General features: G+C 68.3%; 19 protein-coding genes. 7 read left to right on the top strand and 12 right to left on the bottom strand.

Features of this window, described 5'->3' with window-relative positions; all coding sequences use genetic code 11:
• Positions 1 to 17: 17 nt before the first annotated feature.
• The 11 genes from RUR49_RS07765 to msuE all read right to left on the bottom strand — a co-directional run bounded on the left by RUR49_RS07765 (position 18) and on the right by msuE (position 11,601).
• Positions 18 to 1,337 (bottom strand): TRAP transporter large permease subunit, encoded by a 1,320-nt coding sequence (locus RUR49_RS07765; RefSeq protein WP_409145799.1) that lies wholly within the window; start codon positions 1,335 to 1,337, stop codon positions 18 to 20.
• Positions 1,334 to 1,942 (bottom strand): TRAP transporter small permease subunit, encoded by a 609-nt coding sequence (locus RUR49_RS07760; protein WP_409145798.1) that lies wholly within the window; start codon positions 1,940 to 1,942, stop codon positions 1,334 to 1,336. Before RUR49_RS07760 ends, RUR49_RS07765 begins: the two co-directional genes overlap by 4 nt.
• A gap of 66 nt (positions 1,943 to 2,008) precedes the next feature.
• Complete coding sequence (locus RUR49_RS07755) at positions 2,009 to 3,079, bottom strand: TRAP transporter substrate-binding protein (RefSeq protein WP_409145797.1); 1,071 nt, start codon at positions 3,077 to 3,079, stop codon at positions 2,009 to 2,011.
• Positions 3,080 to 3,378: 299 nt separating this feature from the next.
• The gene (locus RUR49_RS07750; protein WP_409145796.1) at positions 3,379 to 4,623 is read right to left on the bottom strand and encodes an SfnB family sulfur acquisition oxidoreductase; all 1,245 of its coding nucleotides are present in this window, start codon (positions 4,621 to 4,623) and stop codon (positions 3,379 to 3,381) included.
• A 38-nt stretch (positions 4,624 to 4,661) separates the two neighbouring features.
• The gene (locus RUR49_RS07745; protein ID WP_409145795.1) at positions 4,662 to 5,459 is read right to left on the bottom strand and encodes an ABC transporter ATP-binding protein; all 798 of its coding nucleotides are present in this window, start codon (positions 5,457 to 5,459) and stop codon (positions 4,662 to 4,664) included.
• 75 nt (positions 5,460 to 5,534) lie between these two features.
• Positions 5,535 to 6,872: an ABC transporter substrate-binding protein gene (locus RUR49_RS07740; protein ID WP_409145794.1), complete on the bottom strand. Its 1,338-nt coding sequence runs from the start codon at positions 6,870 to 6,872 to the stop codon at positions 5,535 to 5,537.
• Between the two features lie 68 nt (positions 6,873 to 6,940).
• Positions 6,941 to 7,981 (bottom strand): branched-chain amino acid ABC transporter permease, encoded by a 1,041-nt coding sequence (locus RUR49_RS07735; RefSeq protein ID WP_409145793.1) that lies wholly within the window; start codon positions 7,979 to 7,981, stop codon positions 6,941 to 6,943.
• A 3-nt stretch (positions 7,982 to 7,984) separates the two neighbouring features.
• Entirely contained in the window at positions 7,985 to 8,875 is an 891-nt protein-coding gene (locus RUR49_RS07730; RefSeq protein ID WP_409145792.1) for a branched-chain amino acid ABC transporter permease, read from the bottom strand.
• Complete coding sequence (locus RUR49_RS07725; protein ID WP_409145791.1) at positions 8,872 to 9,768, bottom strand: ABC transporter ATP-binding protein; 897 nt, start codon at positions 9,766 to 9,768, stop codon at positions 8,872 to 8,874. Before RUR49_RS07725 ends, RUR49_RS07730 begins: the two co-directional genes overlap by 4 nt.
• Positions 9,769 to 9,859: 91 nt before the next feature.
• Positions 9,860 to 10,978, bottom strand: coding sequence for a dimethylsulfone monooxygenase SfnG (sfnG, locus tag RUR49_RS07720; RefSeq protein WP_409145790.1), 1,119 nt, complete (start codon positions 10,976 to 10,978; stop codon positions 9,860 to 9,862).
• A gap of 26 nt (positions 10,979 to 11,004) precedes the next feature.
• Complete coding sequence (gene msuE / locus RUR49_RS07715) at positions 11,005 to 11,601, bottom strand: FMN reductase (protein WP_409145789.1); 597 nt, start codon at positions 11,599 to 11,601, stop codon at positions 11,005 to 11,007.
• Between the two features lie 238 nt (positions 11,602 to 11,839).
• Here msuE and RUR49_RS07710 point away from each other — a divergent pair, with 238 nt between their 5' ends.
• Together RUR49_RS07710 and ssuD are read left to right on the top strand one after the other, a co-directional pair.
• Positions 11,840 to 12,433 (top strand): redoxin domain-containing protein, encoded by a 594-nt coding sequence (locus RUR49_RS07710; protein ID WP_409145788.1) that lies wholly within the window; start codon positions 11,840 to 11,842, stop codon positions 12,431 to 12,433.
• Positions 12,434 to 12,701: 268 nt separating this feature from the next.
• Positions 12,702 to 13,853: an FMNH2-dependent alkanesulfonate monooxygenase gene (gene ssuD, locus RUR49_RS07705; RefSeq protein ID WP_409146350.1), complete on the top strand. Its 1,152-nt coding sequence runs from the start codon at positions 12,702 to 12,704 to the stop codon at positions 13,851 to 13,853.
• 81 nt (positions 13,854 to 13,934) lie between these two features.
• Here ssuD and RUR49_RS07700 read toward each other — a convergent pair whose 3' ends face one another.
• On the bottom strand, positions 13,935 to 14,978 hold the full coding sequence (locus RUR49_RS07700; RefSeq protein WP_409145787.1) for a LacI family DNA-binding transcriptional regulator: 1,044 nt from the start codon (positions 14,976 to 14,978) through the stop codon (positions 13,935 to 13,937).
• A 309-nt stretch (positions 14,979 to 15,287) separates the two neighbouring features.
• Between RUR49_RS07700 and hisD the strand changes: the two genes are divergently transcribed.
• The 5 genes from hisD (at position 15,288) to RUR49_RS07675 (ending at position 21,746) form a co-directional block, all read left to right on the top strand.
• On the top strand, positions 15,288 to 16,601 hold the full coding sequence (gene hisD, locus RUR49_RS07695) for a histidinol dehydrogenase (RefSeq protein WP_409145786.1): 1,314 nt from the start codon (positions 15,288 to 15,290) through the stop codon (positions 16,599 to 16,601).
• Between the two features lie 10 nt (positions 16,602 to 16,611).
• On the top strand, positions 16,612 to 17,715 hold the full coding sequence (locus tag RUR49_RS07690; protein WP_409145785.1) for an MBL fold metallo-hydrolase: 1,104 nt from the start codon (positions 16,612 to 16,614) through the stop codon (positions 17,713 to 17,715).
• 63 nt (positions 17,716 to 17,778) lie between these two features.
• Positions 17,779 to 19,116: a substrate-binding domain-containing protein gene (locus RUR49_RS07685; RefSeq protein ID WP_409145784.1), complete on the top strand. Its 1,338-nt coding sequence runs from the start codon at positions 17,779 to 17,781 to the stop codon at positions 19,114 to 19,116.
• Positions 19,117 to 19,137: 21 nt separating this feature from the next.
• A complete protein-coding gene (locus RUR49_RS07680) occupies positions 19,138 to 20,709 on the top strand; it encodes a sugar ABC transporter ATP-binding protein (RefSeq protein WP_409145783.1) in 1,572 nt (523 codons plus the stop codon).
• 32 nt (positions 20,710 to 20,741) lie between these two features.
• Positions 20,742 to 21,746, top strand: coding sequence for an ABC transporter permease (locus tag RUR49_RS07675; RefSeq protein WP_409145782.1), 1,005 nt, complete (start codon positions 20,742 to 20,744; stop codon positions 21,744 to 21,746).
• The last annotated feature ends 83 nt before the right edge of the window (positions 21,747 to 21,829 follow it).

Below are 21,829 nucleotides of genomic sequence, written 5' to 3'. Positions count from 1 at the left end.
TGCCGATGCAGCCCTGATCAATCGCCGTAGATGAGACGCGGCAGCCAGAGCGCGATGCTGGGGAACAGGATGATGAGGACGAGGCCGAGGACTTGCAGTCCCATGAACTGCAGCATGCCGGCATAGATGTCGCGGAGGGGCCATTCGGGGACGACGCCCCTGAGGAAGTAGGCCGACAAGGCCACCGGCGGAGACAGCCAGGCGGTCTGCAGGTTGACCGCGACCAGGATCCCGAACCAGGTCAGGTCGAAATCGAGCTCGCGCATCAGCGGCAGCACGAACGGCACGACGATGAGGACGATCGGCACCCACTCGAGCGGCCAGCCGAGCAGGAAGATCAGCGCCATCACCAGCGCCAGCAGGGCGTAGGGGTGGAGGTCGAGGGACAGCAGCAGGTCACTCAGGTAGGCCGGCGTCCCCAGTCGCGCGAAGACCGCGCCAAAGAAGTTCGACGCCGCGACGAGGAAGAGAATAAGGACGGAGATCTCGAGCGTCTTGATGAGGGCGTCGGTCAGGCCGCGCCATGTCAGTCGGCGGTAGAGGACTGTCAGAAGCAGCGCTCCGAGCGCACCACAGGCAGCGCCCTCGGTGGGCGTTGCGAGGCCAAGGATGATGCTGCCGAGCGAGAAGGCCACCAGCGCCACGGGCGGGACAAAACCCTTGCCGAGTTCGATCCACAGCGCCCCGAGGTCCGCATCGGCCTGGCGCGCGGGCGGCAGCGGCGCGATCCTCGGGTCCAGTCGGCTTCTGAGCAGGGCGTAGCCGGTGAACAGGCCCGCGAGCATCAGGCCCGGGAGGATCGCCGCCACGAACAGCGTCGTCACCGGCACTTCCAGGACCGGTCCCATGACGATCAGCATGATCGACGGGGGAATGAGGATTCCGAGGGTGCCGCCCGCCGTGATCAGCCCCGACGAGAGGCGCGTGTCGTAACCGGCCCGGATCATCGGCTTGCCGGCCATGATGCCGAGGAGGGTGACGGAAGCGCCGACGATGCCGGTGGCGGCGGAAAAGATGGTGGCGACGAACATCACCGCGATGAACAGCGCGCCCCGCAGGTTGACGAGCAGACCCTGGGCGGCGTCGAACAGACGCTCCATCAGGTTCGCCCGCTCCATCAGGAGGCCCATGAAGACGAACAGCGGGATCGCCGTCAGCGTCTGCTCCATCATCGTGCCGTAGAACTGCAGCGTCAGCAGGTAGAAGACCAGCTTCCCGAAGCCCCAGTAGCCGAACACGAGGCCGAGGAAGATCAGCGTGAAGGAGATCGGGAATCCGACGAAGATGCCGAAGAGCATCCCCGCCAGCATCAGGAGACCGATGATCTCGCCGCTCATGCGAGCGGCCAGCGGCCGCGCGTGGCGGCATAGAGGCTCTTCAGGAACTCCGAGACGCCCTGCAGCACGAGCAACGCCACGGCGGCGGGCAGCACCGACTTGATCGGCCCGAGCAGAGGCATCCACGCGGTGTCCATGCCGCGCTCGCCCCGGACGACCGCCGTCGCGGCATATTGCCAGGCCAGCACGAAGAAGACGATCATCGCTGGAAAGTAGAGAAAGACATAAAGCGTGGCGTCGAGGCGACCCTGCGTCCGTGGCGAAAGCTTCCCATAGAGGAAGTCCGCCCGCAGGTGGACGCCCTTCGACAGGGCGTAGGCGGCGCCGAGCATGAAATAGGCGCCGTACAGCATCCGGCTGATGTCGTAGGCCCAGACGGTCGGCGACGCGAAGAAGTAGCGGCCGGCGATCTCGTAGATCATCGCGGCCGTCAGCGGCAGGACCAGCCAGGACACGATCCGGCCGATCCAGCGGTTGAGACCGTCGATGGCGCGGATCGGCACCGCCATCCAGGCGGGCATGTCCGCCGGCAGGATGAGCCGATCACTGCGCCGGGAAGCGAGCAACTCGTCCGGGACGTCGCGAAGCGTATCGGAAACGGACATCGGTCCCCTTGCGAGACGGCACGCCTCCGGGACGGCCCCGGAGGCGTGGAAGCAGTTCGAGGCGGATCAGTTGCCGGCGGCCAGGACGTCCGCGTAGGCACCCGTCAGGCTCGCGTTCGCCCTCTGGGCGTTCGCCCAGAACGGGATCGCCACGTCGGCGAAGGCCTTCTGGCTGTCCCACACCTCCTTGAAGAAGGCGTTCTCCGCCGCGTGGCGGTCGAAGACGGTCTTCGCCGCGTTGGCATAGGCGACGAAATAGTCCGGCGGCGTCTCATGCAGGATGACGCCGTCCTCCTCCACGAGTTGCTTCAGAGCCTTGCCGTTCTCGATGATGCGGTAGCTGTGTGCCTTGATGAGCGCAGCGTTCGCCGAAACTTCGATCGCCTTCTGCTGCTGCGGCGTGAGACTGTTCCAGACGTCCTTGTTGATGTAGATGTCGGCGTTGACGACGTTTTGATGCAATCCCTGCAGATAGTAGTGCTTCAGCACCTTCTGGAAGCCGAAGACGCTGTCGGGCTTCGGGCAGCACCACTCGGCCGCGTCGATCACGCCCTTCTCCAGCGCGGGCAGGATCTCGCCGCCGCTCATCGCCACCGCGGCGACGCCGATCTCGTTGTAGATCTGGCCGGGAATGCCCGGAGGAGCGCGGAAGCGGACACCCTTCATGTCCTCGACGCTGTTGATCGGCTCCTTGAACCACCCCAGCGCCTCGGGACCCACCGGCTGCAGGAGGAAGCCCTTCACGTTGACGCCCATCTCGTCCCAGAGACGGTCGTAAAGCTCCTTGCCACCGCCGTAGAGGTACCAGGAGACGAAGGCGAGGTTATCGAGGCCGACGCCCGAGCCGGCCGCCGGCGAGCCGAACAGCGTCGCCGCTGGGTGTTTGCCCGACCACCAGTGCGTCCACGCGAAGCCGGCCTCGATCAGGCCGGCGTCGACGGCGTCCAGCGTTTCGTTGATGCCGACGACGGCACCGGCCGGCAGCACCTCGAAGCGGACCTCGCCGTTCGTCAGCGCCGTGACGTCCTCGCCGAAGTCCTTCAGCATCACGACCTCGTCGGCGTTGATCGGAATGACCGACTGAACGCGGATGACGGTCTCGGCTTCGGCCTTGAGCGGCAACAGCAACGCCGTCACAGCGGTCGCCTGCAGCGCTAGGCGCCGAAACAATCCACCGACCGAGCGAGCGCGGGTTGGGCGAGAGGAGCCTTGAGGATGCGACATTTGCGGTTGCTCTCCCTGAACGAGGACAAGTCGACGCTTGCGACTGCAGGGCATGTGCCAAGCAAGTCGCTCAACGAATTCAATTTCTTAGATCGATGACCGGCGCCGCGGCTGTTGCCATTGCACCGCCTAGCGGGTCGCATCTGCTGCGATGGCAGGGGACTGCCGGCGGGAGCGCGGATGCGGTTCCGCGCCGGCAGCGCCCTCCCCCCTCAACTCCAGGCGTGCAGCGGCGGGGCGATGCCGTTCAGCGCGTAGTTGCCGAGGATCGCGTACTTCCAGCGGACGGGATCGTGCAGGGTGTGGGTGCGGGCATTGCGCCAGTGGCGGTCGAGGTTGTGCTCGGCGAGGGTGGAGCGCGTGCCGGCGAGCTCGAACAGCTTGTTGGTGGCGGAAATCGCGATCTCGGTCGACAGCACCTTGGCCTCGGCGACCGCTATCTGCGCGGCCGCGACGGTCTCCGCCGTCGGCTCCGCGACGGCGCGGTCGACCGCCTCGCCCGATTTGTCGAGCAGCGCCTCGGTGGCGTGCAGGCGCAGCGTCAGGTCGCCGATCGCCTGGATGGTGTAGGGATCCTCGAAGGCGTGCTCCAGGCCGCTGTCGACCCAGGCCCGCGCCTTGGTGCGCACGAAGCGGATGGTGTCGTCGATCGCCGCCCGGGCGATGCCGGTATCGACGCCCGCCTGAATGATCTGGAAGATCGCTCCGTCCGCCGTCGGCCGGTCGTAGCCCTTGTAGCCGGGCACGAGGTGCGTCTTCGGCACCTTGACGCGGTCGAGGATGACGGTGCCACTCGAGGTCGTGCGCTGGCCGAAGCTCGACCAGTCGTCGATGACGGTGAGCCCCGGCGCGTCGCGGTCGGCGATCGCGTACCAGGCGCGGCCCTCCTCATCGAGGGCGACGATCGGAACCAGATGGGCGAGCAGCGCACCGGTCGAATAGAACTTGCGGCCGACGACGACCACGTGGTCGCCGGCGTCGGTGAAGCGGGTCTCGAAGTCGGCGGCGCGCTTCGAGCCGAACTCGGAGAAGGCGTTGCCAAAGCGCACACCCTTCAGCACCTCGGCGAACAGCCGCCGCTGCTGCGCCTCATCGCTCACCGTCCGGATCGCCGCGACGACGCCGAGATGGTTCTGCGGGATCTGGCCGATCGAGGGATCGGCGGCCGAGATGATCGCGATCACCCGCGCGAGCGTCACATAGGAGACCTCGGGACCGCCGAAGCGCTTCGGCACGTTGATCGACCAGAGGCCGCTCTGGGAGAAGGCGTCGAGCTCGGCGAGCGGCAGGCGGCGGTTGCGGTCGCGCTCGGAGGCGCCGACGGCGAAGTCGGCGGCGAGCGTCTCGGCGACGGCGATCGCCTCTGCATCGTCGCGGATGACGTGGGCGGGAGTACGCGGACGTGGCACGCCGGGGACGCCGGCGGGCTTGTCGACGGCGAGCGAGAGTGCGGACATGGAAGGGTCCTCCTTTGGGATGGGCGCGTGGGCCGGCGTCAGACGACCTGCGCGAGGCGGGCGGGCTCGTCGCGGTGCGGCGTGGCGAGCCCGAGGTAGAAGGCCTTGACGTCGTCGCGCGCGGCGAGCTCGGCGGCGGTGCCGGCGAGCACGACACGGCCGTTCTCGAGCACGCTCGCGCGGTCGGCGTGGCGCAGCGCGACGGTGGAGTTCTGCTCGGCGACGAGGATCGACAGCCCTTCGTCGCGGTTGAGCCGCTTCAAGGCGCGGAAGATGTCCTCGACGATCAGGGGCGCGAGCCCCATCGACGGCTCGTCGAGTACGAGCAGGCGCGGGCGCGCCATCAGGGCCCGGCCGATCGCCGTCATCTGCTGCTCGCCACCCGAGCAGAGGCCCGCGGCGCTCCGGCGACGCTCGGCGAGGCGCGGGAACAGCGCATAGACGCGGGCGAGATCCCGCCGGATGTCGGCACGCGAGCCGCTGCGCCCGAGCCCGCCGGTGACGAGGTTCTCCTCGACGGTGAGCGACTTGAAGCAGTGCCGCCCTTCGAGCACGCCCACCAGGCCGCGCCGCACAAGGGCGGCGGTCGAGGTGCGGGCGACGTTGAGGCCGTCGTAGCTGATGCCACCGGCGACGATCTGGCCGCGCTCGGCGGGCAGGAGATTGGTGACGGCCTTCAGCGTCGTCGTCTTGCCGGCGCCGTTGGCGCCGAGCAGCGCGACGATCTCGCCGGGGGCGACGGTGAGGCTGACACCGGAGAGCGCCCGGATGGCGTGGCTGTAGGTCGCCTCGACCGCATCGACGACGAGCAGGGGGCGGCTGTTGGACGGGGCCATGGAGCACGCTCGGGCTTGGGAGCCCGGCGAAAGGGCCGGGCTCCGGGTCGGTCGGTCGGTCGGTCGCTGTTCGGCTCAGTTGGTGCTCTGCTCGGCGGCGCAGTCGCGCGGCGTGATGCCCTGCTCCTTGGCGTAGGTCGCCGCCGACTGCTCGATGATCGGGCGCAGCAGCGCCCAGTCCGGCGCGATCCAGTCGGAGACGACCGTCCACTTGCCGCCGTCCCACTGCTGGAAGGTGACGCGGCCGTCGCCCTCGTGGTTCTCGCAGGTGACGTTGATCGAGTGGAACAGGCCCTTGGCGCCGAGAGCCGCCACGCGCGCCTCGTCGAGACGCAGGTTCTCGAAGCCCCAGCGCACCTCCTCGCCGGTGAGCGTGCGCTTGCCGAACTTCTCCTGGGCGATGCGCACCGCCTCGACATTGAGGATGCCGTTCACGATGCCGAGGTTGTGGTAGACGCTGCCGATGCGATCCTTGTCGTCGAGGTTGCCCTTGCCGGCGTCGTAGACGGTCTTGATGACCTCCTGCAGCACCGGATACTCGGCACCGGAGGCCTGGGTGGTGATGGCGATGTAGCCTTTGGCGGCGTCGCCGGCCGGCCGCACGTCCTCTTCGGAATTCGACCAGACGTTGCCGATGATGTGGTCGGCGGGGAAGCCGGTCTTCTGCGCCGTCTTCAGCGCCACCGGGTTCATCACGCCCCAGCCGCGCAGCACGACATAGTCGGGCTTCGCCCGGCGGATCGTCAGCCACTGCGACTGCTGCTCGTTGCCGGGGTGCGGCACCTCGATCTGCTGCACCTCGAAGCCGTACTTCTCGGCGAGCAGGTCGTAGATCGGGATCGTCTCCTTGCCGTAGGGCGAGCCGTGGTAGAGCACGACGATCTTCTTGCCCTTCAGCGTCTCGATGCCGCCCTCGCGCGAGGCGATGTAGTTGATGATGCCGGACGTCTCGCTGTAGGGGTTCAGGAGCAGCGGGAAGACATAGGGAAACACCCGGCCGTCGGTCGAGTCCGTGCGGCCATGGTTGATGGTGATCAGCGGCACCTTGTCGGCGGTGACGCGGTCGATCATCGCGTAGGCGATGCCGACCGACAGCGGGTTCCAGGCGGCGATGCCGGCGTGGTTCTTCTGGCGCTCGTAGCACTCGACGCCGCGCTCGACCTCGTACTGCGTCTCGCACTCGTCCCAGGTGAGCGTGACGCCGTTGACGCCGCCGTCGCGGGTGTTGATCAGGTTCATGTAGTCGATGAAGCCGCCGAAGAAGCCGGTGCCGCCGGCCGCGTAGGGGCCGACGCGGTAGCTCTGCAGCGGGAAGTATTGCTCGTCGGCGACGGCCGGAACGGCGACGGCAGCGAGCGCAGAGGCGAGCAGTCCGGCCCGGAAGGCGGTCCGGAAGGTGTTGGAAATCGACATGGCAGGCTCCAGCGGTTTGTCTTGGGAGACAGGCAGTCTTGGGGAGGCGAGCTCTTGGGAAGGTCGGGTCAACGGCCGGCCCAGGCGCCGACGAGCCGCGTCTTCAGGCGGTCGAGGAGCGCGGCGAGGCCGGCCGGTTCGGCGATGAGGAAGACGATGATGAGGGCGCCGAGCACGATGCGCTGGCTCATCTCGAGCACGCCGGAATCGAACACGCCGCCGAACACGGCCTGCCCGGCGCGGGACAGCACCAGCGGGAAGACGACGATGAAGGCCGCGCCGAAGAAGGCGCCGCGGATCGAGGCGAGCCCGCCGATGATGATGATGAAGAGGATCTGGAAGGAGCGGTCGAGATTGAACCCGGCCGGCTCCACCGTGCGCAGGTAGGCGAAGGCCCACAGCACGCCGGCGACTCCGATGAAGAACGACGACACCGCGAAGGCGACGAGCTTGGTGCGCAGCACCGGCACGCCGATGATGCGCGCCGCCGTCTCCTGGTCGCGGATGGCGATGAAGTTGCGCCCGGTCTGCGAGCGCACTAGCCGCACCGCGACGATCGTCAGCACCGTGACGACACTGAGCGAGAACAGGTAGCGGCCGACCGGGCTGCCGAGGTCGAGCCCGAAGACAGTGAGCGGCGGCGCGTTGATGACGCCGGACGGGCTGCCGTTCGAGAACCACGAGAACTTCGTCAGCGCCCACTGCACGAAGAACTGCGCAGCGAGCGTCGACACCGCCAGATAGAAGCCGCGCAGCCTGAGGCTCGGCAGGCCGAAAACGAGCCCGACGGCGGCGGCCGTGACGCCCGCCAGCACTAGGCTGGCAAGGAACGGCAATTCGGGGATGCGCAGGTTGAAGTTGTAGGCGGCGAACGCCCCGACCGCCATGAACGCGGCCGACCCGAGCGACACCTGGCCGGCATAGCCGGTGAGGAGGTTGAGCCCGAGGGCGGCGAGCGACAGCGCCAGGAACGGCGTCAGGATCGCCTCGAACAGGTAGCCTGTGCCGACGAAGGGCACGATGCCGAAGGCGACGACCAGCACGCCGGCGATCGACGCCCCGGCGAGCGGAACGTTGATGGGAGCGGGCGTGAGCGCGGTGATGGTCATCGCTCAGGCCCTCTCGACGAGCTTCTGGCCGAACAGGCCGGAGGGGCGGACGAGCAAGAAGGCGAGCGCCAGGACGTAGGCGAACCAGCCCTCGATGCCGCCGCCGAGGAAGGGGCCGACATAGACTTCGGCGAGTTTCTCGGCGGCGCCGATCAGCAGGCCTCCGACGATCGCGCCGGCGATCGAGTCGAAGCCGCCGAGCACCAGCACCGGCAGCGCCTTCAGCACCACCAGCGACAGCGAGAACTGCACGCCGAGCCGGGCGCCCCAGAGGAGGCCCGCGACCAGCGCCACCACCCCGGAGGCGGTCCAGACGATCGCCCAGATGCGCGGCAGACGCAGCCCGACGGCGAGCGCGGCGAGCTGATCGTCGGCGACCGCCCGGAAGGCGAGGCCGACGCGGGTGTAGCGGAAGAACACCGTCAGCAGCGCGACCATCAGCGCCGCCGTGGCGGCGGCGAACAGATCGAAGGTCGAGACGAAGACGCCGCCGAATTCGAGCGGCAGGTCGTCGATGCCGAGATCGAGGCCGTGTACCTGCGTGCCCCAGAGCAGCTGCGCCACGCCCTCGATGACGTAGGAGAGGCCGAGAGTGGCCATGAACAGCGTGATCGGCGGCTGGTTGACGAGCGGGCGCAGCACGGTGCGCTCGATGCCGATGCCCAAGAGCGCCATCGCCGCAAGCGTGATCGCAAAAGCGAGCCAGAACGGCACGCCGTGCTCGACCAGGCTGACGAAGGTCAGCGCCGCGAACAGCAGCATCGCCCCTTGCGCGAAGTTGAGGACGCCCGAGGTTTTGTAGATCAGCACGAAACCGATCGCGACCAGCGAATACATCACGCCGGAGAGCAAGCCTCCGACGAGGACTTCCAGGAAGAACTGGAACTCGATCACAGCCCGCCCTCGCCGTCTTCGTCGTGGGCGACCCCGAGATAGGCGTCGATGACGGCTTGGTCGGCGCGGACCTCGTCGGGCGTGCCGTCGGCGATTTTGCGGCCGTAGTCGAGCACGGCGACGCGATCGGACAGCCCCATGACGACGCCGATGTCGTGCTCGATCAGCACGATGGTGGTGCCGTAGGTGTCACGGGCGTCGCGGATGAAACCCGTCATCTCGCGCTTCTCGGTCAGCGTCATGCCGGCCATCGGCTCGTCGAGCAGCAGCAGCCGGGGCTCTGCGACGAGGGCCCGGGCGAGTTCGATGCGCTTCTGCACGCCGTAGGGAAGCGTGCCGGCGCTGCGGTCGCGCAGGCCGCCGAGATGGAGGAAGTCGAGCATCGCAAGCGCGGCCTCGCGGTTCTCCGCATCCTCGCGCCGCGCCGCCGACAGCCCGAGCACCTGGCCGAACAGGCCGGAGCGGACGCCCGACGTCAGCCCCATCAGGACGTTGTCGAGCACCGTCAGCCCCTTGAAGAGGGCGAGGTTCTGGAAGGTACGGGCGACGCCGAGGCGGGCGAGCCGTTCGGTCGGCACCGCCGAGAACGTCTCGCCGGCGAGGCGGATGCGGCCGCGCTGAGGCCGGTAGAGGCCGCTGACGACGTTGATGAGGGAACTCTTCCCCGCCCCGTTCGGCCCGATGATGGCACGGATCTCACCTTCGCCGACGGCGAGGTCGACGTCGGCGAGCGCGGTGACGCCACCGAAGGTCAGCGATACGCCATCGAGCGCCAGCAGGACGGACGTGGCCGCCACGGGCAGCGGCTCGGGCCTCGGTGCGGCGATCGCTCCGACTCCCGGCCGCGGCGGCGCGACGTCGAGAGCGGCGAGCGCGAGCGAGTCCTGCAACATGAAGGGCCTCCGGCGTTTTCAGGACACGGGTGAGCCGGATCCGGCGGCGCTGACGCCGCCGGACTGCGGACCCTCCCCCGAGGCGACGATGTCAGGCGGCGGCTTCGGCCGGCAGCACGGCGGCTTCGAGCTCGCGCACCAGCGGCAGGACCCGCTCGCCGAAGAACTCGACCTCTTCCTGGAAGTGCAGGAAGCCACCCAAGATCAGGTTCACGCCGATCTTCTTCAGCGCGACGATGCGCTCGGCGATCTGTTCGGGCGTGCCGATCAGGTTGGTGCGGAAGCCGTCATTGTACTGGATGAGATCACGGAACGTGGAGTCCTGCCACATCCCCTTGCGCTCCGGCGAGGCCTGCCCGGCCTGCTTCACGGCACCGCCGAAGGCGTTGACCGCTTCCGGGTCGGCCTGCTCGACGATGCGCTCGAGCTCGGCCTTCGCCTCCTTCTCCGTCTCGCGGGCGATGATGAAGGCGTTCGCCCCGAAGCGGACCGTGCGGCCGTGGCGGGCGGCGATCGAGCGGACGTCGTCGATCTGCTCCTTGTGGCCTTCCGGCGTGTTGCCGTTCATGAAGTACCAATCGGAGACAGCGCCGGCGTTCTCTCTCGCCGCCCGCGAGTTGCCGCCCTGGAAGATCTCCGGATGCGGCGACTGCAATGGCTTTGGCTTCAAGGTGAAGTCGTGCGCCGAGTAATACTTGCCGGCGTAGTTGAAATTGTCTTTCGTCCAAATGCCTTTGACAACCTCGATGAACTCGCGCGAGCGGCGGTAGCGCTCGTCATGCTCGAGCCACGGCAGCCCGAGCGCCTCGTACTCGCCGGCGAACCAGCCGCTGACGACGTTGATCGCCCAGCGTCCGTCGAAGATCTGATCGGCCGTGGCCCCGAGCTTGGCGATGACGTGGGGGTGCCAGGGACCGGGCAGGATCGCCGCGATCACCTTCAGCGTCGTCGTGTTGGCAAGGATCGCCGTCGAGAACGTCGTCGACTCGTGCTGGTATTCGGCGCCGTAGCTGCCGATGAAGCGGATCTGCGACAGCGCGTAGTCGAACCCGACGCGCTCGGCGATGCGGGCGAGCTTGATGTTGTACTCGAGCCCCCAGTCGGTGCGCTGCGGGATCTTCGAGACGACGAGGCCGCCGGAGACGTTCGGCACCCAGTAGGCGAATTTCAGCGGGGCGGGTGCGGCGGTCGGCAAGGCATGGAGGGTCATGGATCTGCTCCGATCTGTCGGCGCGCTCAGGCCGAGAGGGCGGCGGGAAGATTGTGGGCGGCGGCGGCCGGACCGAACGCGGTTGCCGTATCGGCCCCCAGCAGCGTCACAACCTCGGTGACGACGCGGTCGATGCGATCGGCGATGGCGGGATTGACCAGGCGATAGTCGCGGAAGTCCGTCTCGACGGCATAGATCGTCGTCGGCACGGTCAGCGTGTTGAAGTAGCCGAAGAGCGGCCGCAGCTGATGCTCGGCAACGAGCCCGTGCAGGGGCGTGCCGCCGGTGGCGAGCAGCACGACGGGCTTTCCCACCAGCGCGTCGTAACGGATGAGATCGAAGAGGTGCTTGAGCGCACCGGTGTAGGAGGCGCGATAGACCGGCGTGCCGACGACGAGCACGTCCGCGGTCTCGACGGCACGAACGATCTCCGCGGCGGATCCCTGAAGCTTGTCCGATGTGAGCGCGGAGAACAGCGTGGGTCCGGCGTCGACCAGTTCGACGAGGCGGGGCCGGACGGGCGTTCGGGCGGTGATCGCGTCGAGGACGGCGGAAACGAGCGTCGTCGTCCGCGACGGTCGAGTCACGCTGCCGGAGATGCCGAGGACGGACGGAATGGTCATGGACAGGGTGGCTCCTGGGCCGCGCGGCTGCGTCGCAACCGTCGGCAAATCGGATGCTGCATAGCCTAAAGACGATAATGTTGATCAGATAGATCGTGTATTGACGTTCCCGCGATATGGGGGGAAAAATCTGCCCTCTTCCGCGATATGGGCGCCAACGGGATCCGGCCGGCCGATGGCAATGGCAGCGCGTGCGACTCAAGGACGGTCAGCCCCCGGCGCGGTGGGCGCCCCGGCAGTGCCGTTGCCGGAGCTCGACACCTTCCTCGTCGATCGCGAGCACGGCCTCGATCCGCGGGCCGGCCTCTATCGCGGGCGCGTGGTTCATCTGCCGGTGCTGGAGTCTCCCGACGACGTGCCGTTCGATCTCGCCGCGCGGACAGCCGACCAGCGCCTCGTGCTGCTGTTCTACCCCGGGGGCTGGTCTGCGACGGCGCGCGCGGCCCTCGTCCGCTTCGATTCCGCCCGCGAGGCGTTCGGCGCCTCGGCAACGGTGCTTTGCGCCGTGACGCCGGAGACGCCCTTCCAGGCGCGGCGGACCATCGCCGCGACCGGCATCGGCTTTCCGGTGGCGATCGACCACATGTGCCGGTTCACCAAGTCGCTCGGCATCGTCTTCAAGGTGCCGCTGCCGCTCAGGCGCATCGTCCGGGATCGCGGCGTCCGGCTGGCGTCCTGGAACGGCGAGCAGAGCTACGACCTACCGATGCCGGCGGCGCTGCTGCTGGACCGCCAGCGTCGGGTGCGCTGTGCCTGCGCCGGTTGGACAGCGGCATGCCTCGATCCGTCGACGCTGCTGGAGGCCCTCACCCGGTTGCCAGCCGCCGATTGAGGAACAGAGATTGATCAGAGCCCTGGTGCAAACCCGACAGCAGCGTCGATCGGCTGCTGCATCGCCGCCCCCTTCGTCGGCGACGGGCGTGCCAAGCTCTTGAGTTCCTTGACCCCGCCGCTTGGCACGGCGGCTGCTCCGATACCGGCGACCGACCCGTCACCTGATGCAAACCCAGGCGCAGCGGATCAACGCCGCATCTGCCGCCAGCGCTTGCGCCGGCGCCTGTACGAGGGACTCGAGCGTGACCACACACACCGACGACCCGATGAACGTTCTCTGGTTCCTGCCGACGCACGGCGACGGCCGCTATCTCGGCACGTCGGTCGGCGGCCGGCCCGTCGACCTCGCCTATCTGAAGCAGGTGGCGCAGGCGGCCGACAGCCTCGGCTATTTCGGCGTGCTCCTGCCGACCGGCCGCAGCTGCGAGGACTCCTGGGTCGTGGCCTCGGCGCTGGCGCCCCTCACCGAGCGACTGCGATTCCTGGTCGCCGTCCGTCCCGGCCTGCAGTCGCCGACGATGGCCGCCCGCATGACGGCGACCCTCGACCGCATCTCCAACGGCCGCCTCCTCATCAACGTCGTCACCGGCGGCGATCCGCAGGAGAACAAGGGCGATGGCATCTTCCTCAGCCACAGCGAGCGCTACGAGGTGACGGACGAGTTCCTCACCGTCTACCGCGCGCTCTTGTCCGGCGAGACGGTCGAGTACACCGGCAAGCACATCCACATCGAGGATGGCCGGATGCTGTTCGAGCCGGTGCAGCGCCCCTACCCGCCGCTCTATTTCGGCGGTTCGTCGGAGGCCGCCAACGCGGTCGCCGCCGAGCACGTCGACAAGTACCTGACCTGGGGCGAGCCTCCGGCCGACGTGGCCGCCAAGGTCGCGACCGTCCGCAAGCTCGCCGAGGCCCGCGGCCGCAAGGTGACGTTCGGCATCCGCCTGCACGTCATCGTCCGCGAGACAACGCGGGAGGCGTGGGACGCCGCCGACACCCTCATCCGCTATCTCGACGACGACACCATCGCCGCTGCCCAGAAGGTGTTCTCGCGCATGGATTCGGAAGGCCAGCGCCGCATGGCCGCCCTGCACGGCGGCCGCCGCGACAAGCTCGAGGTCAGCCCCAACCTGTGGGCCGGCGTCGGCCTCGTGCGCGGTGGCGCCGGCACGGCGCTGGTCGGCGATCCGGAGACGGTGGCCGCGCGGATGCGCGAGTACGCCGATCTCGGCGTCGACACCTTCATCCTCTCCGGCTACCCCCACCTCGAGGAGGCATGGCGGTTCGGCGAACTCGTGCTGCCGCTGCTGCCGCTCTCGACGCCGACGGCGCGCCGCCGCCAGCCTGTCAACACGGGCCCGTTCGGCGAAACCATCGCCAACGACTACCGCCCGGCAGAACGCCGCGCCGCGCAGTCGTGAGGCACCGGGGCGGACCAGAGCGCCCCACCCGGGTCTGAGTGCGGAGCGGCGGGGCGAAAGACACCGGCGCGACGCCGCCGGTCACCGCTGCGGCGCCACCCCGGTTGTGCCGCGGACGATCAACTCGACGGGCAGCTCGGCGCTGCCGGGAGCCTGTCGGGTGGCGATCCACTCCAAGAGCTTCTTGGCGGCCAGATGGCCCATGCGCTTGGCTGGCACGCGCACGGTGGTCAGTTGTGGGCGCATGTATTGCGTCACCGGCAGATCGTCGAAACCGATGATGGAGATGTCACCCGGCACGCGGAGCCCGGCATCGAGGCACTCCGTCAGCGCGCCGATTGCCTGGATGTCGTTGGCGCAGAAGACCGCGCTCGGCGGCTCGGTGCCGTTCAGCATGTGATGCATCGCCGCCCGCCCCTCGATGAAGTCGAAATCGCGCTCGAAGACGAGGTCCGGATCGAAGGCAATGCCGGCGCGCCGCAGCGCGTCCTCATAGGCGCGCCGGCGCTCGCGGGCCCGGTCGTTGACGGCACTGCGCCCGCAGACGAGGCCGATGCGGCGATGGCCGAGGTCGAGCAGGTGCTGCATGGCGATCTCGCCGGCACGATAGTTGTCGAACGATACGCACGGACAGGCCGCCTCGTCGGTCAGCTTCCAGGTGAGCACGTGCGGCACGTCGTTGTGGCGCAGCATCTCGTAGATGTCGGCGGATCGCCCTCCCCCGGTCAGGATCAGCCCGTCGACGCGGCGGCCCAGCAACTGCCGGATCAGCTTCTCCTCGCTGCGACCGTCGAAGTCGCTGACGCCGAGCAGAACGGTGTAGCCGGCCTGCTGCGCGACATTCTGGATCGCCTGCGTCGACGACGCGTAGATCGAGTTCGTGATCGTCGGAATGATCAGGCCGATCGTCATCGACCGGTTCGACACCATCGACATCGCCGCGCCGTGCGAGACGAAATGGCGGCGCTTGATGACCGCCTCGACGGCCTCCAGCGTGGCGCGGGCAACGAGATCGGGCTGGTTCAGCACGCGGGAGACGGTGGCGAGCGAGACGCCGGCCTCCTCCGCGATCTCCCGCATCGTCGCGCGGCGCTGGCTGGCCGACTCGCCTCGTGGACCGCTCATGCTCGCTCCGTCGCGTGATCCCTCAACGTTAGCGGATCGCCCGGCCCTGCTGCAACTGAAACCGTTTTCATTCTGCACTGCAGCAAATCCAGCAGACTAACTTCGTGATTGGAAGAATTATGGGCCCATCGCAAAGTCACTCTTGACCGTGGCAGCGAGTAGACAGTAGCATCCCTCCCAACGGCCGGCTTCGTCCGCGCCCCGATATGAAAGCGGTTTCATACAGCGGATCGAACTCCCACTGCGCGTGGCGCTGCTTGCGCTGCGTGGGGCTTCGAGCGGACGGCCGCGAACGCCACGGGAGGGCGAATGCCGAAGTACCTGAAGCGTGCGGATGCCCCCCGCGACAGTGGCCGCGAGAGTGTCGAGCGGACGGTCCGCGAGATGATCGATGCCATCCGCATCGAGGGCGACGCGGCGGTGCGGCGCTATGCCGAGCGGCTGGACCGTTGGGACTCGGCCGAGTTTCGCGTGCCACCGGATCGCATCCGGGCCGTCTCCTCTCGCCTGCCGGAAACCTTCAAGGACGACTTCGGCGTCTGCCTGCGCAACGTCCAGGCGTTCGCCCGGCGGCAGCGGGACTCCCTCGGTGAATTCGAGGCGGAGATCGACGACGGCATCGTCGTCGGCCAGAAGCTCATTCCGATCGAAACGGTCGGCTGCTACATCCCGGGCGGCAAGTATCCGCTGATTTCCGCCGCCATCATGAGCGTGGGGACGGCGAAGATCGCAGAAGTCGGGCAAATCATCGGATGCGCGCCGCCGCGCGACGCCGACGGGATCTTCCCGCACACGCTCTATGCCCTCCATACGGCGGGCGCCGACGAGATCTTCTGCATCGGCGGCGTGCAGGCGATGGCCTCGATGGTGTTCGGCCGGGTCGGCATGCGACCGGTCGACATGATCACCGGCCCCGGCAACGCCTTCGTCGCCGAGGCGAAGCGGCAGCTGTTCGGCGAGGTCGGCATCGACCTGCCGGCCGGCCCCACGGAGATCCTCATCATCGCAGATGACAGTGCCGATGCGGCGCTGGTGGCGACCGATCTGCTCGGCCAGGCCGAGCACGGCCCCGACAGCCCCGCCTGGCTCGTCACCACGTCGGAAGCGTTCGGTCGGGCGGTCATCGCCGAGATCGAGCGGCAACTCCTGACGCTGCCGACACGCGAGATGGCCGGCGCCGCCTGGCGCCAGCGCGGCGAGGTCGTGATAGTCGCCGACGACGACGAGGCGATCGCCGTGAGCGACGTTTACGCGCCGGAACACCTCGAAATTCAGACCCGCCGTGACGACTACTACCTCGCGCGGCTGAAGAACTACGGCAGCCTGTTCGTGGGCGAGGAGGCGACGGTTGCCTATGGCGACAAGGGCGTCGGCACCAACCACACGCTGCCGACCGGCCGCGCCGCCCGCTACACCGGCGGCCTGTGGGTTGGCAAGTTCATCAAGACCGTCACGTACCAGCGGTTGACCCGCAAGGCGAGCTTCGCGATCGCGCCCACGATGGCGCGCATCTGCGAGGCCGAGGGCATGCTCGCCCACGCCATCACCTGCCACACCCGCCACGACCGCTACGCGGCAGAAGTCACGCAGCCGAACACGGCTGCCGTGCGCGCCGGCCAGTGAGGGACCCTGGATGATCTTCTTCTTCGCCGAGACACCCGACGGCTGGGCCATTCCCGGAGTTCACGGCCCGTGGGCAGACGACGAACTCGACGGCTACGTACAGGGCGCGGTCTATCTCATCCGCGGCCAGGGCGAGAACATGCTTATCGACACCGGCAACTGGTCGTTGCCGGAGTTCGACAACAGCATGGGCGATTTCCTCATCGACAAACTCGATCGCGAGAAGAATCCGCTCAAGTACATCTTCATCACGCACAGCCACTACGACCATGTCGGCAACGCCGCCGAGCTGAAGAAGCGCTACGGCGCCAAGGTGCTGGCGCATCCGCTGGAGCGACCGATCATCGAAGACCCGTTCATCGTGACACGGGCGGACAACATCACACGGTTCGGGATGACGCCGGAGCAGGTGCTGGCGGACTTCAACCTGAAGCCGGGCGAGAGCCTCGGCCTCTCCGATCCGAGCATTATCGCCAAGTACTGGAACTTTCCGGTCGAAGTCGACACGGAGGTGAGGGGCGGCGATATCCTCGAGGTCGGCGGGCTGAAGCTGGAGGTCATCGATCTTCCGGGACATGCGGCCGGTCAGGTCGGCGTCTACAACCCGAAGAACGGCACACTCTACAGCGCCGACATCCTGCACTACCCCTCGCCGCTCGGCCCCTACCCGATCGGCAACGCAAAGGCGCACACCGACACCATCCAGCGCTGCATCGACCTCAAGCCGCAGATGCTGCTGGAGGGGCACGGACTGTGCGCCTTCTCGGAGGCGAGCGCCTTCCGCCGCCTCAACCACATGCGCCAGCAGCAGCGAGACACCCGGTTCCGCATTCCGTTCGTGCTGCAGCGCGAGGGCCGGCCGATGACCACGACGGACCTCGTCGCCGAGGTCATGCCGGTGAAGTCCGAGCTCGACTACCCGGTTTTCACCGGCCTCGGGATGCGCCGCTGCTACGCCGAGTGCTGCGTGCAGACCCATCTCGTCTGGCACATCGAGGACGGTGCCGTGGAGCGTGTGCGCGACGACGGCAAGATCAAGTTCGTCGCCACCGCCAAGGGGCGGGACTTCGCCGTCGAGGAGTACGAGGCGCGCCGCAGCAAAGACTGGAGCTGAGCGGCGCGAGCACCCCCCGCAGGAAAAGAACATCCATCGGTGCCCCGGTTTTCGGAGGACGTCATGACCAAGAAACTCAACCCGCGCTGGTTCCCCGACTACGAGAAGAAGTCGGTGGTCGATGCCCACATGGAGCGGCTCGGCCTCACCGGCGTGTCGCGCCGGCAGTTCCTGGCGACCGCCTCGGCGGGCGCCGTCGCACTCGGCACCGGCCTGTCGTTCGGCTTCCCCGGCGTGGCGCTCGCCGACACCAAGAACAAGATCGCCCACCTGATGATGACGCTCCGCCTCGAATACGTGGCGAACGCCGACGCCGGCGCCCAGGAGGCGGCGGAGGTGTTCGGCCTCGGCATCGAGTCCGTCGATGGCCAGCTCGACAGCGGCCGCCAGCTCGACCAGTTCGAGCAGCAGGTGGCCGCGGGCGTCAACGGCGTGATGCTGCACGCCCCGGACGGCGGCTCGATCCGCCGCATCGCCGAGCTCGCCAACCAGAACAAGGTCTGGTTCGACAACACCTGGGGCACGCTCCCCTGGTTCACGCCGTTCGATGCAGGCGACTACTACACGCTCTACGCCGTGCCGGAGGAGTTCTCGGCGCACAAGGACGTCACCGCCGAGGTCTGCAAGGCGATCATGGCGGCGTTCGGCGGCGGCGAGGTGGTGGGCGTCACCGGCGTTTCCGGCAACTCGACCGACCTCATCCGCTCGCGCGGCCGCGACGCCGCCATCAAGGAATTCCCGCAGATCACGCTCGCCGGCGAACTGCCGGGCAAGTGGAACCGCGAGGATTCCCAGAAGGCGATGGAGGACCTGATCTCGCGCTTCCCAAAGCTGCGCGGCGTCATCGCCCAGAACGACGACGTCGCCGACGGCTGCATCGCCGCGCTCAGGGCGGCCGGCTACAAGCCGGGCGAGGACGTCTTCGTCTGCGGTGCCGACGGCACCAGCGGCGGCGCCGAGATGATCAAGCGCGGCGTGCTGCTCGCCACCAGCGCCAACGTCCCCCAGTACATGGGCGGCCTGTTGTCGTCGCGGCTCTACGACGTCCTCAACGGCTGGCGCCCGAAGGCGGCCGAGCGGATGATGAGCTGGCGCTCGATCACCATGACGAAGGACAACGTCGACGCCTACCTGGCGCGTTATGTCGACAACGGCGACGTCCCGCCCTTCGACTACAAGAAGATGTCGAAAGTCCTGCACCCGGACGACTGGGACCCGCAGGCCGACCTCTTCCCTATGGACATCGACCTCGAGTGGGGCGGCATCCCGAAACCCGACGGCTGGGACTATCCGAAGGCCTATGTCGACAGCCGCAAGGACGGCGAGGCCGAGGCCGTGCGCGCTGAGTATGCGGCCCACTACAAGACCCCCCTGCTCGGCCCATCGCCGATGAAGGGCTGAGGGCGGCGGCCCGGGGCGACGATGATGCAAGCCGCGCTGCTCGAACTCCGGGGCGTGTCGAAGAGCTTCGGCTCGACGGCCGTCCTCGGGTCGGTCGATCTCGATCTCGGCGCGAACCGGGTGACCGGCATCGTCGGCGAGAACGGTGCCGGCAAGTCGACGCTGCTCAACATCATCTCCGGTCTCGTCGCCCCCGATGCCGGGGCGATGACGCTCGCCGGGCGGCCGTTCGCCCCGGCGAGCTTCGCCGAGGCATCGGCGGCCGGCATGTCGCGGGTGTTCCAGGAACAGGCGCTGATCCCCAACATCGCCGTCTACGAGAACATCCTGCTGTCCCACGAGGGCCGCTTCGTCCACTTCGGCCAGGTCGTGAAGCGGCGCGCGATGATCGAGCTCGCCCAGTCGATCTGCGACGAGGCCGGCATCGGCGTCGACGTGCGCCGGACGACATCGGACTACTCCTTCTCGAAGCGGCAGCTGATCGAGATCGCGCGGGCCTGCTTCGTGCCGGTCCGCGTGGTCGGCGCGGCGACCCCGATCGTGCTGCTCGACGAGCCCACCGCCTCGCTCGAAAAGGGCGACGAGGAGATCTTCTCCCGCCTGCTCGACCGGCTGCGCGCCTTCGCCTCGGTGGTGTTCGTCTCGCACCGGCTGACCGAAGTGATCGACGTCTGCGACGACATCGTCGTGTTCAAGGACGGCGGAGTCGTCGCCCGCGTCGATCCGGCTGCGGCGAGCGAGCGGTCCCTGCACGCGCTGATGGTCGGGCGCGACCGCGACGTCGACTACTACGGCGAGGCTCGGCAGCTCGTGGAGGGTGGCGCCGTCGCCTTCTCCGCGGCCGGCCTGACACTGGCTGGCGCCTATGACGACGTCTCGCTCGACGTGCGGGCCGGCGAGGTGCTCGGCATCGGCGGGCTGCTCAAGTCCGGCAAGTCGGAGCTCGGCATGGGGCTCGCCGGCGTCGTGCGGCCGGACAGCGGCACCGTGCGGGTTGGCACCGGAGAGGCGCGCCGCCCCGACATCCAGGCGCTGATCGCCGAGGGCCTCGGCTACGTGCCGGCCGAGCGGCTGCAGGACGGCATGATCGCCGCCTTTCCCGTCGCCTGGAACATCTCGATGGCGAGCGGCGGCGACCTCTTCTCGAATGCCCTCGGCCTCTGGCGCTCGGCGCGAGAGATCGAGGTGGCCGAGCGCTCGATCGCCCGGCTCGGGATCAAGGCGCGCGGACCCCTCGCCGAGTGCCGGACGCTGTCGGGCGGCAACCAGCAGAAGGTCGTGCTCGCCCGCTGGCTCTGCCGCGAGCTGAAGGTTCTCATCCTCGACAACCCGACGCGCGGGATCGACGCCGGTGCCAAGCAAGAAGTCTACGCGCTCGTCCGCTCGCTCGCCGAGCAGGGCATCGCCATCGTGCTGATCACCGACGAGCTGCTCGAGCTCATCGGCCTGTCGAACCGCATCGCCATCATGCAGCATGGCCGCATCGTCGCCGAGTGCCCGGCGCCGGCCGAGGCGAAGCCGAGCGAGCAGCACCTCGTCGCGCTGATGCTCTCCTCCCCGGCCGAAGCCGCTCCGCGGGGGGCCGCGGCATGACGCAGGTTGAAACCAGCGGACGAAGACCTGCGGTGGCGGTCCGACCCGCAGCGACACCGTCGGCCGGCGCCGGCGCGGCCGCGCACCGCTCACTCGGCGAGCAGTTGCGCGGCGGCCTGTGGCTGCCGATCGGCGTCGTCCTCGCGCTCGTGGTGATCTTCTCGCTCTCCAGCGAAGCGTTCTTCACCGTCCGCAACTTCACGGCCATCTCCGGACAGGCGAGCACCTTGCTGATCGCCTGCCTCGGCGCCTCCTTCGTCGTGCTGATGGGCTCGATCGATCTCAGCGTCGGCGCCGTCGTGCTCCTGGTGGGCGCGGTGACGGTGAAGGTGCTCAATCTCGGCGACGTCGGCGCACTCGCGCTCCTCGTCGCCATCGGCTTCGGCGCCCTGCTGGGGGCGCTGAACGGCGCGATCTTCGTGATCGGCCGCATCCCGTCCTTCGTCGTCACGCTCGGCATGTTGTCTGTGTTCACCGGCACCGCCTGGTCGATCCTCGAAGGGCGCGCGCTGCGCTTCACCTCCTACGATTTCGAGGACCTGGCGATCGGTCAGCTGATCCCGGCGGTGCCGAACATCGCCCTGTTCGCACTCGGCTTCTGGGCGCTGATGGCGCTCGTCGGCTTCAAGACCCGCTTCGGCCGCTACATGTACATCATCGGCGGCGGCGAGGCGGTTGCCGCCACCACCGGCATCCCGGTGAAGCGCTACAAGCTCTACGCCTTCATGCTGTCCGGTGCGATGGCGGGCCTCGCCGGCGCGCTGGCGGTAGCCCGCCTCGGCGCCGCCGGGCCGACGCTCGGCCAGGACCTGCTGCTCAACACGCTCGCCGCCATCGTCGTCGGTGGCACCTCGCTCTCCGGCGGCGTCGGCGGCGTCCACCGCACGCTGATCGGCGTGCTGATCATCGCCCTTCTCGACAACGGCCTGAACCTGATGGGCGTCGACCAGTACGCCCAGATGGTCATCAAGGGCGCCGTCGTCGTCATCGCCGTTCTCATCGGCCAGGACCGGGGAAAGGTCCGGGTCATGAAGTAGCCGGCCGCCGCCAGAGGCAGCCGGCCCGTGCCTGCGCGTCGCGTTTCGTCCGAACGCAGTCGACCGAACGCTTGGAGGATATC

Origin of the sequence: Pseudoxanthobacter sp. M-2 (genome assembly GCF_046156265.1) — a bacterium.
In the GTDB taxonomy this organism is placed as follows: domain Bacteria; phylum Pseudomonadota; class Alphaproteobacteria; order Rhizobiales; family Segnochrobactraceae; genus CAMDHY01.
Note: the sequence above shows the minus strand (reverse complement) of the source record. Positions and strands in the feature narration are given on the sequence as shown.

Excerpts from the sequence above, each read along its gene's own strand:
- RUR49_RS07765 (WP_409145799.1), bottom strand. The coding sequence starts at position 1,337 with ATGAGCGGCGAGATCATCGGTCTCCTGATGCTGGCGGGGATGCTCTTC.
- RUR49_RS07760 (WP_409145798.1), bottom strand. The coding sequence starts at position 1,942 with ATGTCCGTTTCCGATACGCTTCGCGACGTCCCGGACGAGTTGCTCGCT.
- RUR49_RS07750 (WP_409145796.1), bottom strand. The coding sequence starts at position 4,623 with ATGTCCGCACTCTCGCTCGCCGTCGACAAGCCCGCCGGCGTCCCCGGC.
- RUR49_RS07745 (WP_409145795.1), bottom strand. The coding sequence starts at position 5,459 with ATGGCCCCGTCCAACAGCCGCCCCCTGCTCGTCGTCGATGCGGTCGAG.
- RUR49_RS07740 (WP_409145794.1), bottom strand. The coding sequence starts at position 6,872 with ATGTCGATTTCCAACACCTTCCGGACCGCCTTCCGGGCCGGACTGCTC.
- RUR49_RS07735 (WP_409145793.1), bottom strand. The coding sequence starts at position 7,981 with ATGACCATCACCGCGCTCACGCCCGCTCCCATCAACGTTCCGCTCGCC.
- RUR49_RS07725 (WP_409145791.1), bottom strand. The coding sequence starts at position 9,768 with ATGTTGCAGGACTCGCTCGCGCTCGCCGCTCTCGACGTCGCGCCGCCG.
- sfnG (WP_409145790.1), bottom strand. The coding sequence starts at position 10,978 with ATGACCCTCCATGCCTTGCCGACCGCCGCACCCGCCCCGCTGAAATTC.
- msuE (WP_409145789.1), bottom strand. The coding sequence starts at position 11,601 with ATGACCATTCCGTCCGTCCTCGGCATCTCCGGCAGCGTGACTCGACCG.
- ssuD (WP_409146350.1), top strand. The coding sequence starts at position 12,702 with ATGAACGTTCTCTGGTTCCTGCCGACGCACGGCGACGGCCGCTATCTC.
- RUR49_RS07700 (WP_409145787.1), bottom strand. The coding sequence starts at position 14,978 with ATGAGCGGTCCACGAGGCGAGTCGGCCAGCCAGCGCCGCGCGACGATG.
- hisD (WP_409145786.1), top strand. The coding sequence starts at position 15,288 with ATGCCGAAGTACCTGAAGCGTGCGGATGCCCCCCGCGACAGTGGCCGC.
- RUR49_RS07690 (WP_409145785.1), top strand. The coding sequence starts at position 16,612 with ATGATCTTCTTCTTCGCCGAGACACCCGACGGCTGGGCCATTCCCGGA.
- RUR49_RS07685 (WP_409145784.1), top strand. The coding sequence starts at position 17,779 with ATGACCAAGAAACTCAACCCGCGCTGGTTCCCCGACTACGAGAAGAAG.
- RUR49_RS07680 (WP_409145783.1), top strand. The coding sequence starts at position 19,138 with ATGATGCAAGCCGCGCTGCTCGAACTCCGGGGCGTGTCGAAGAGCTTC.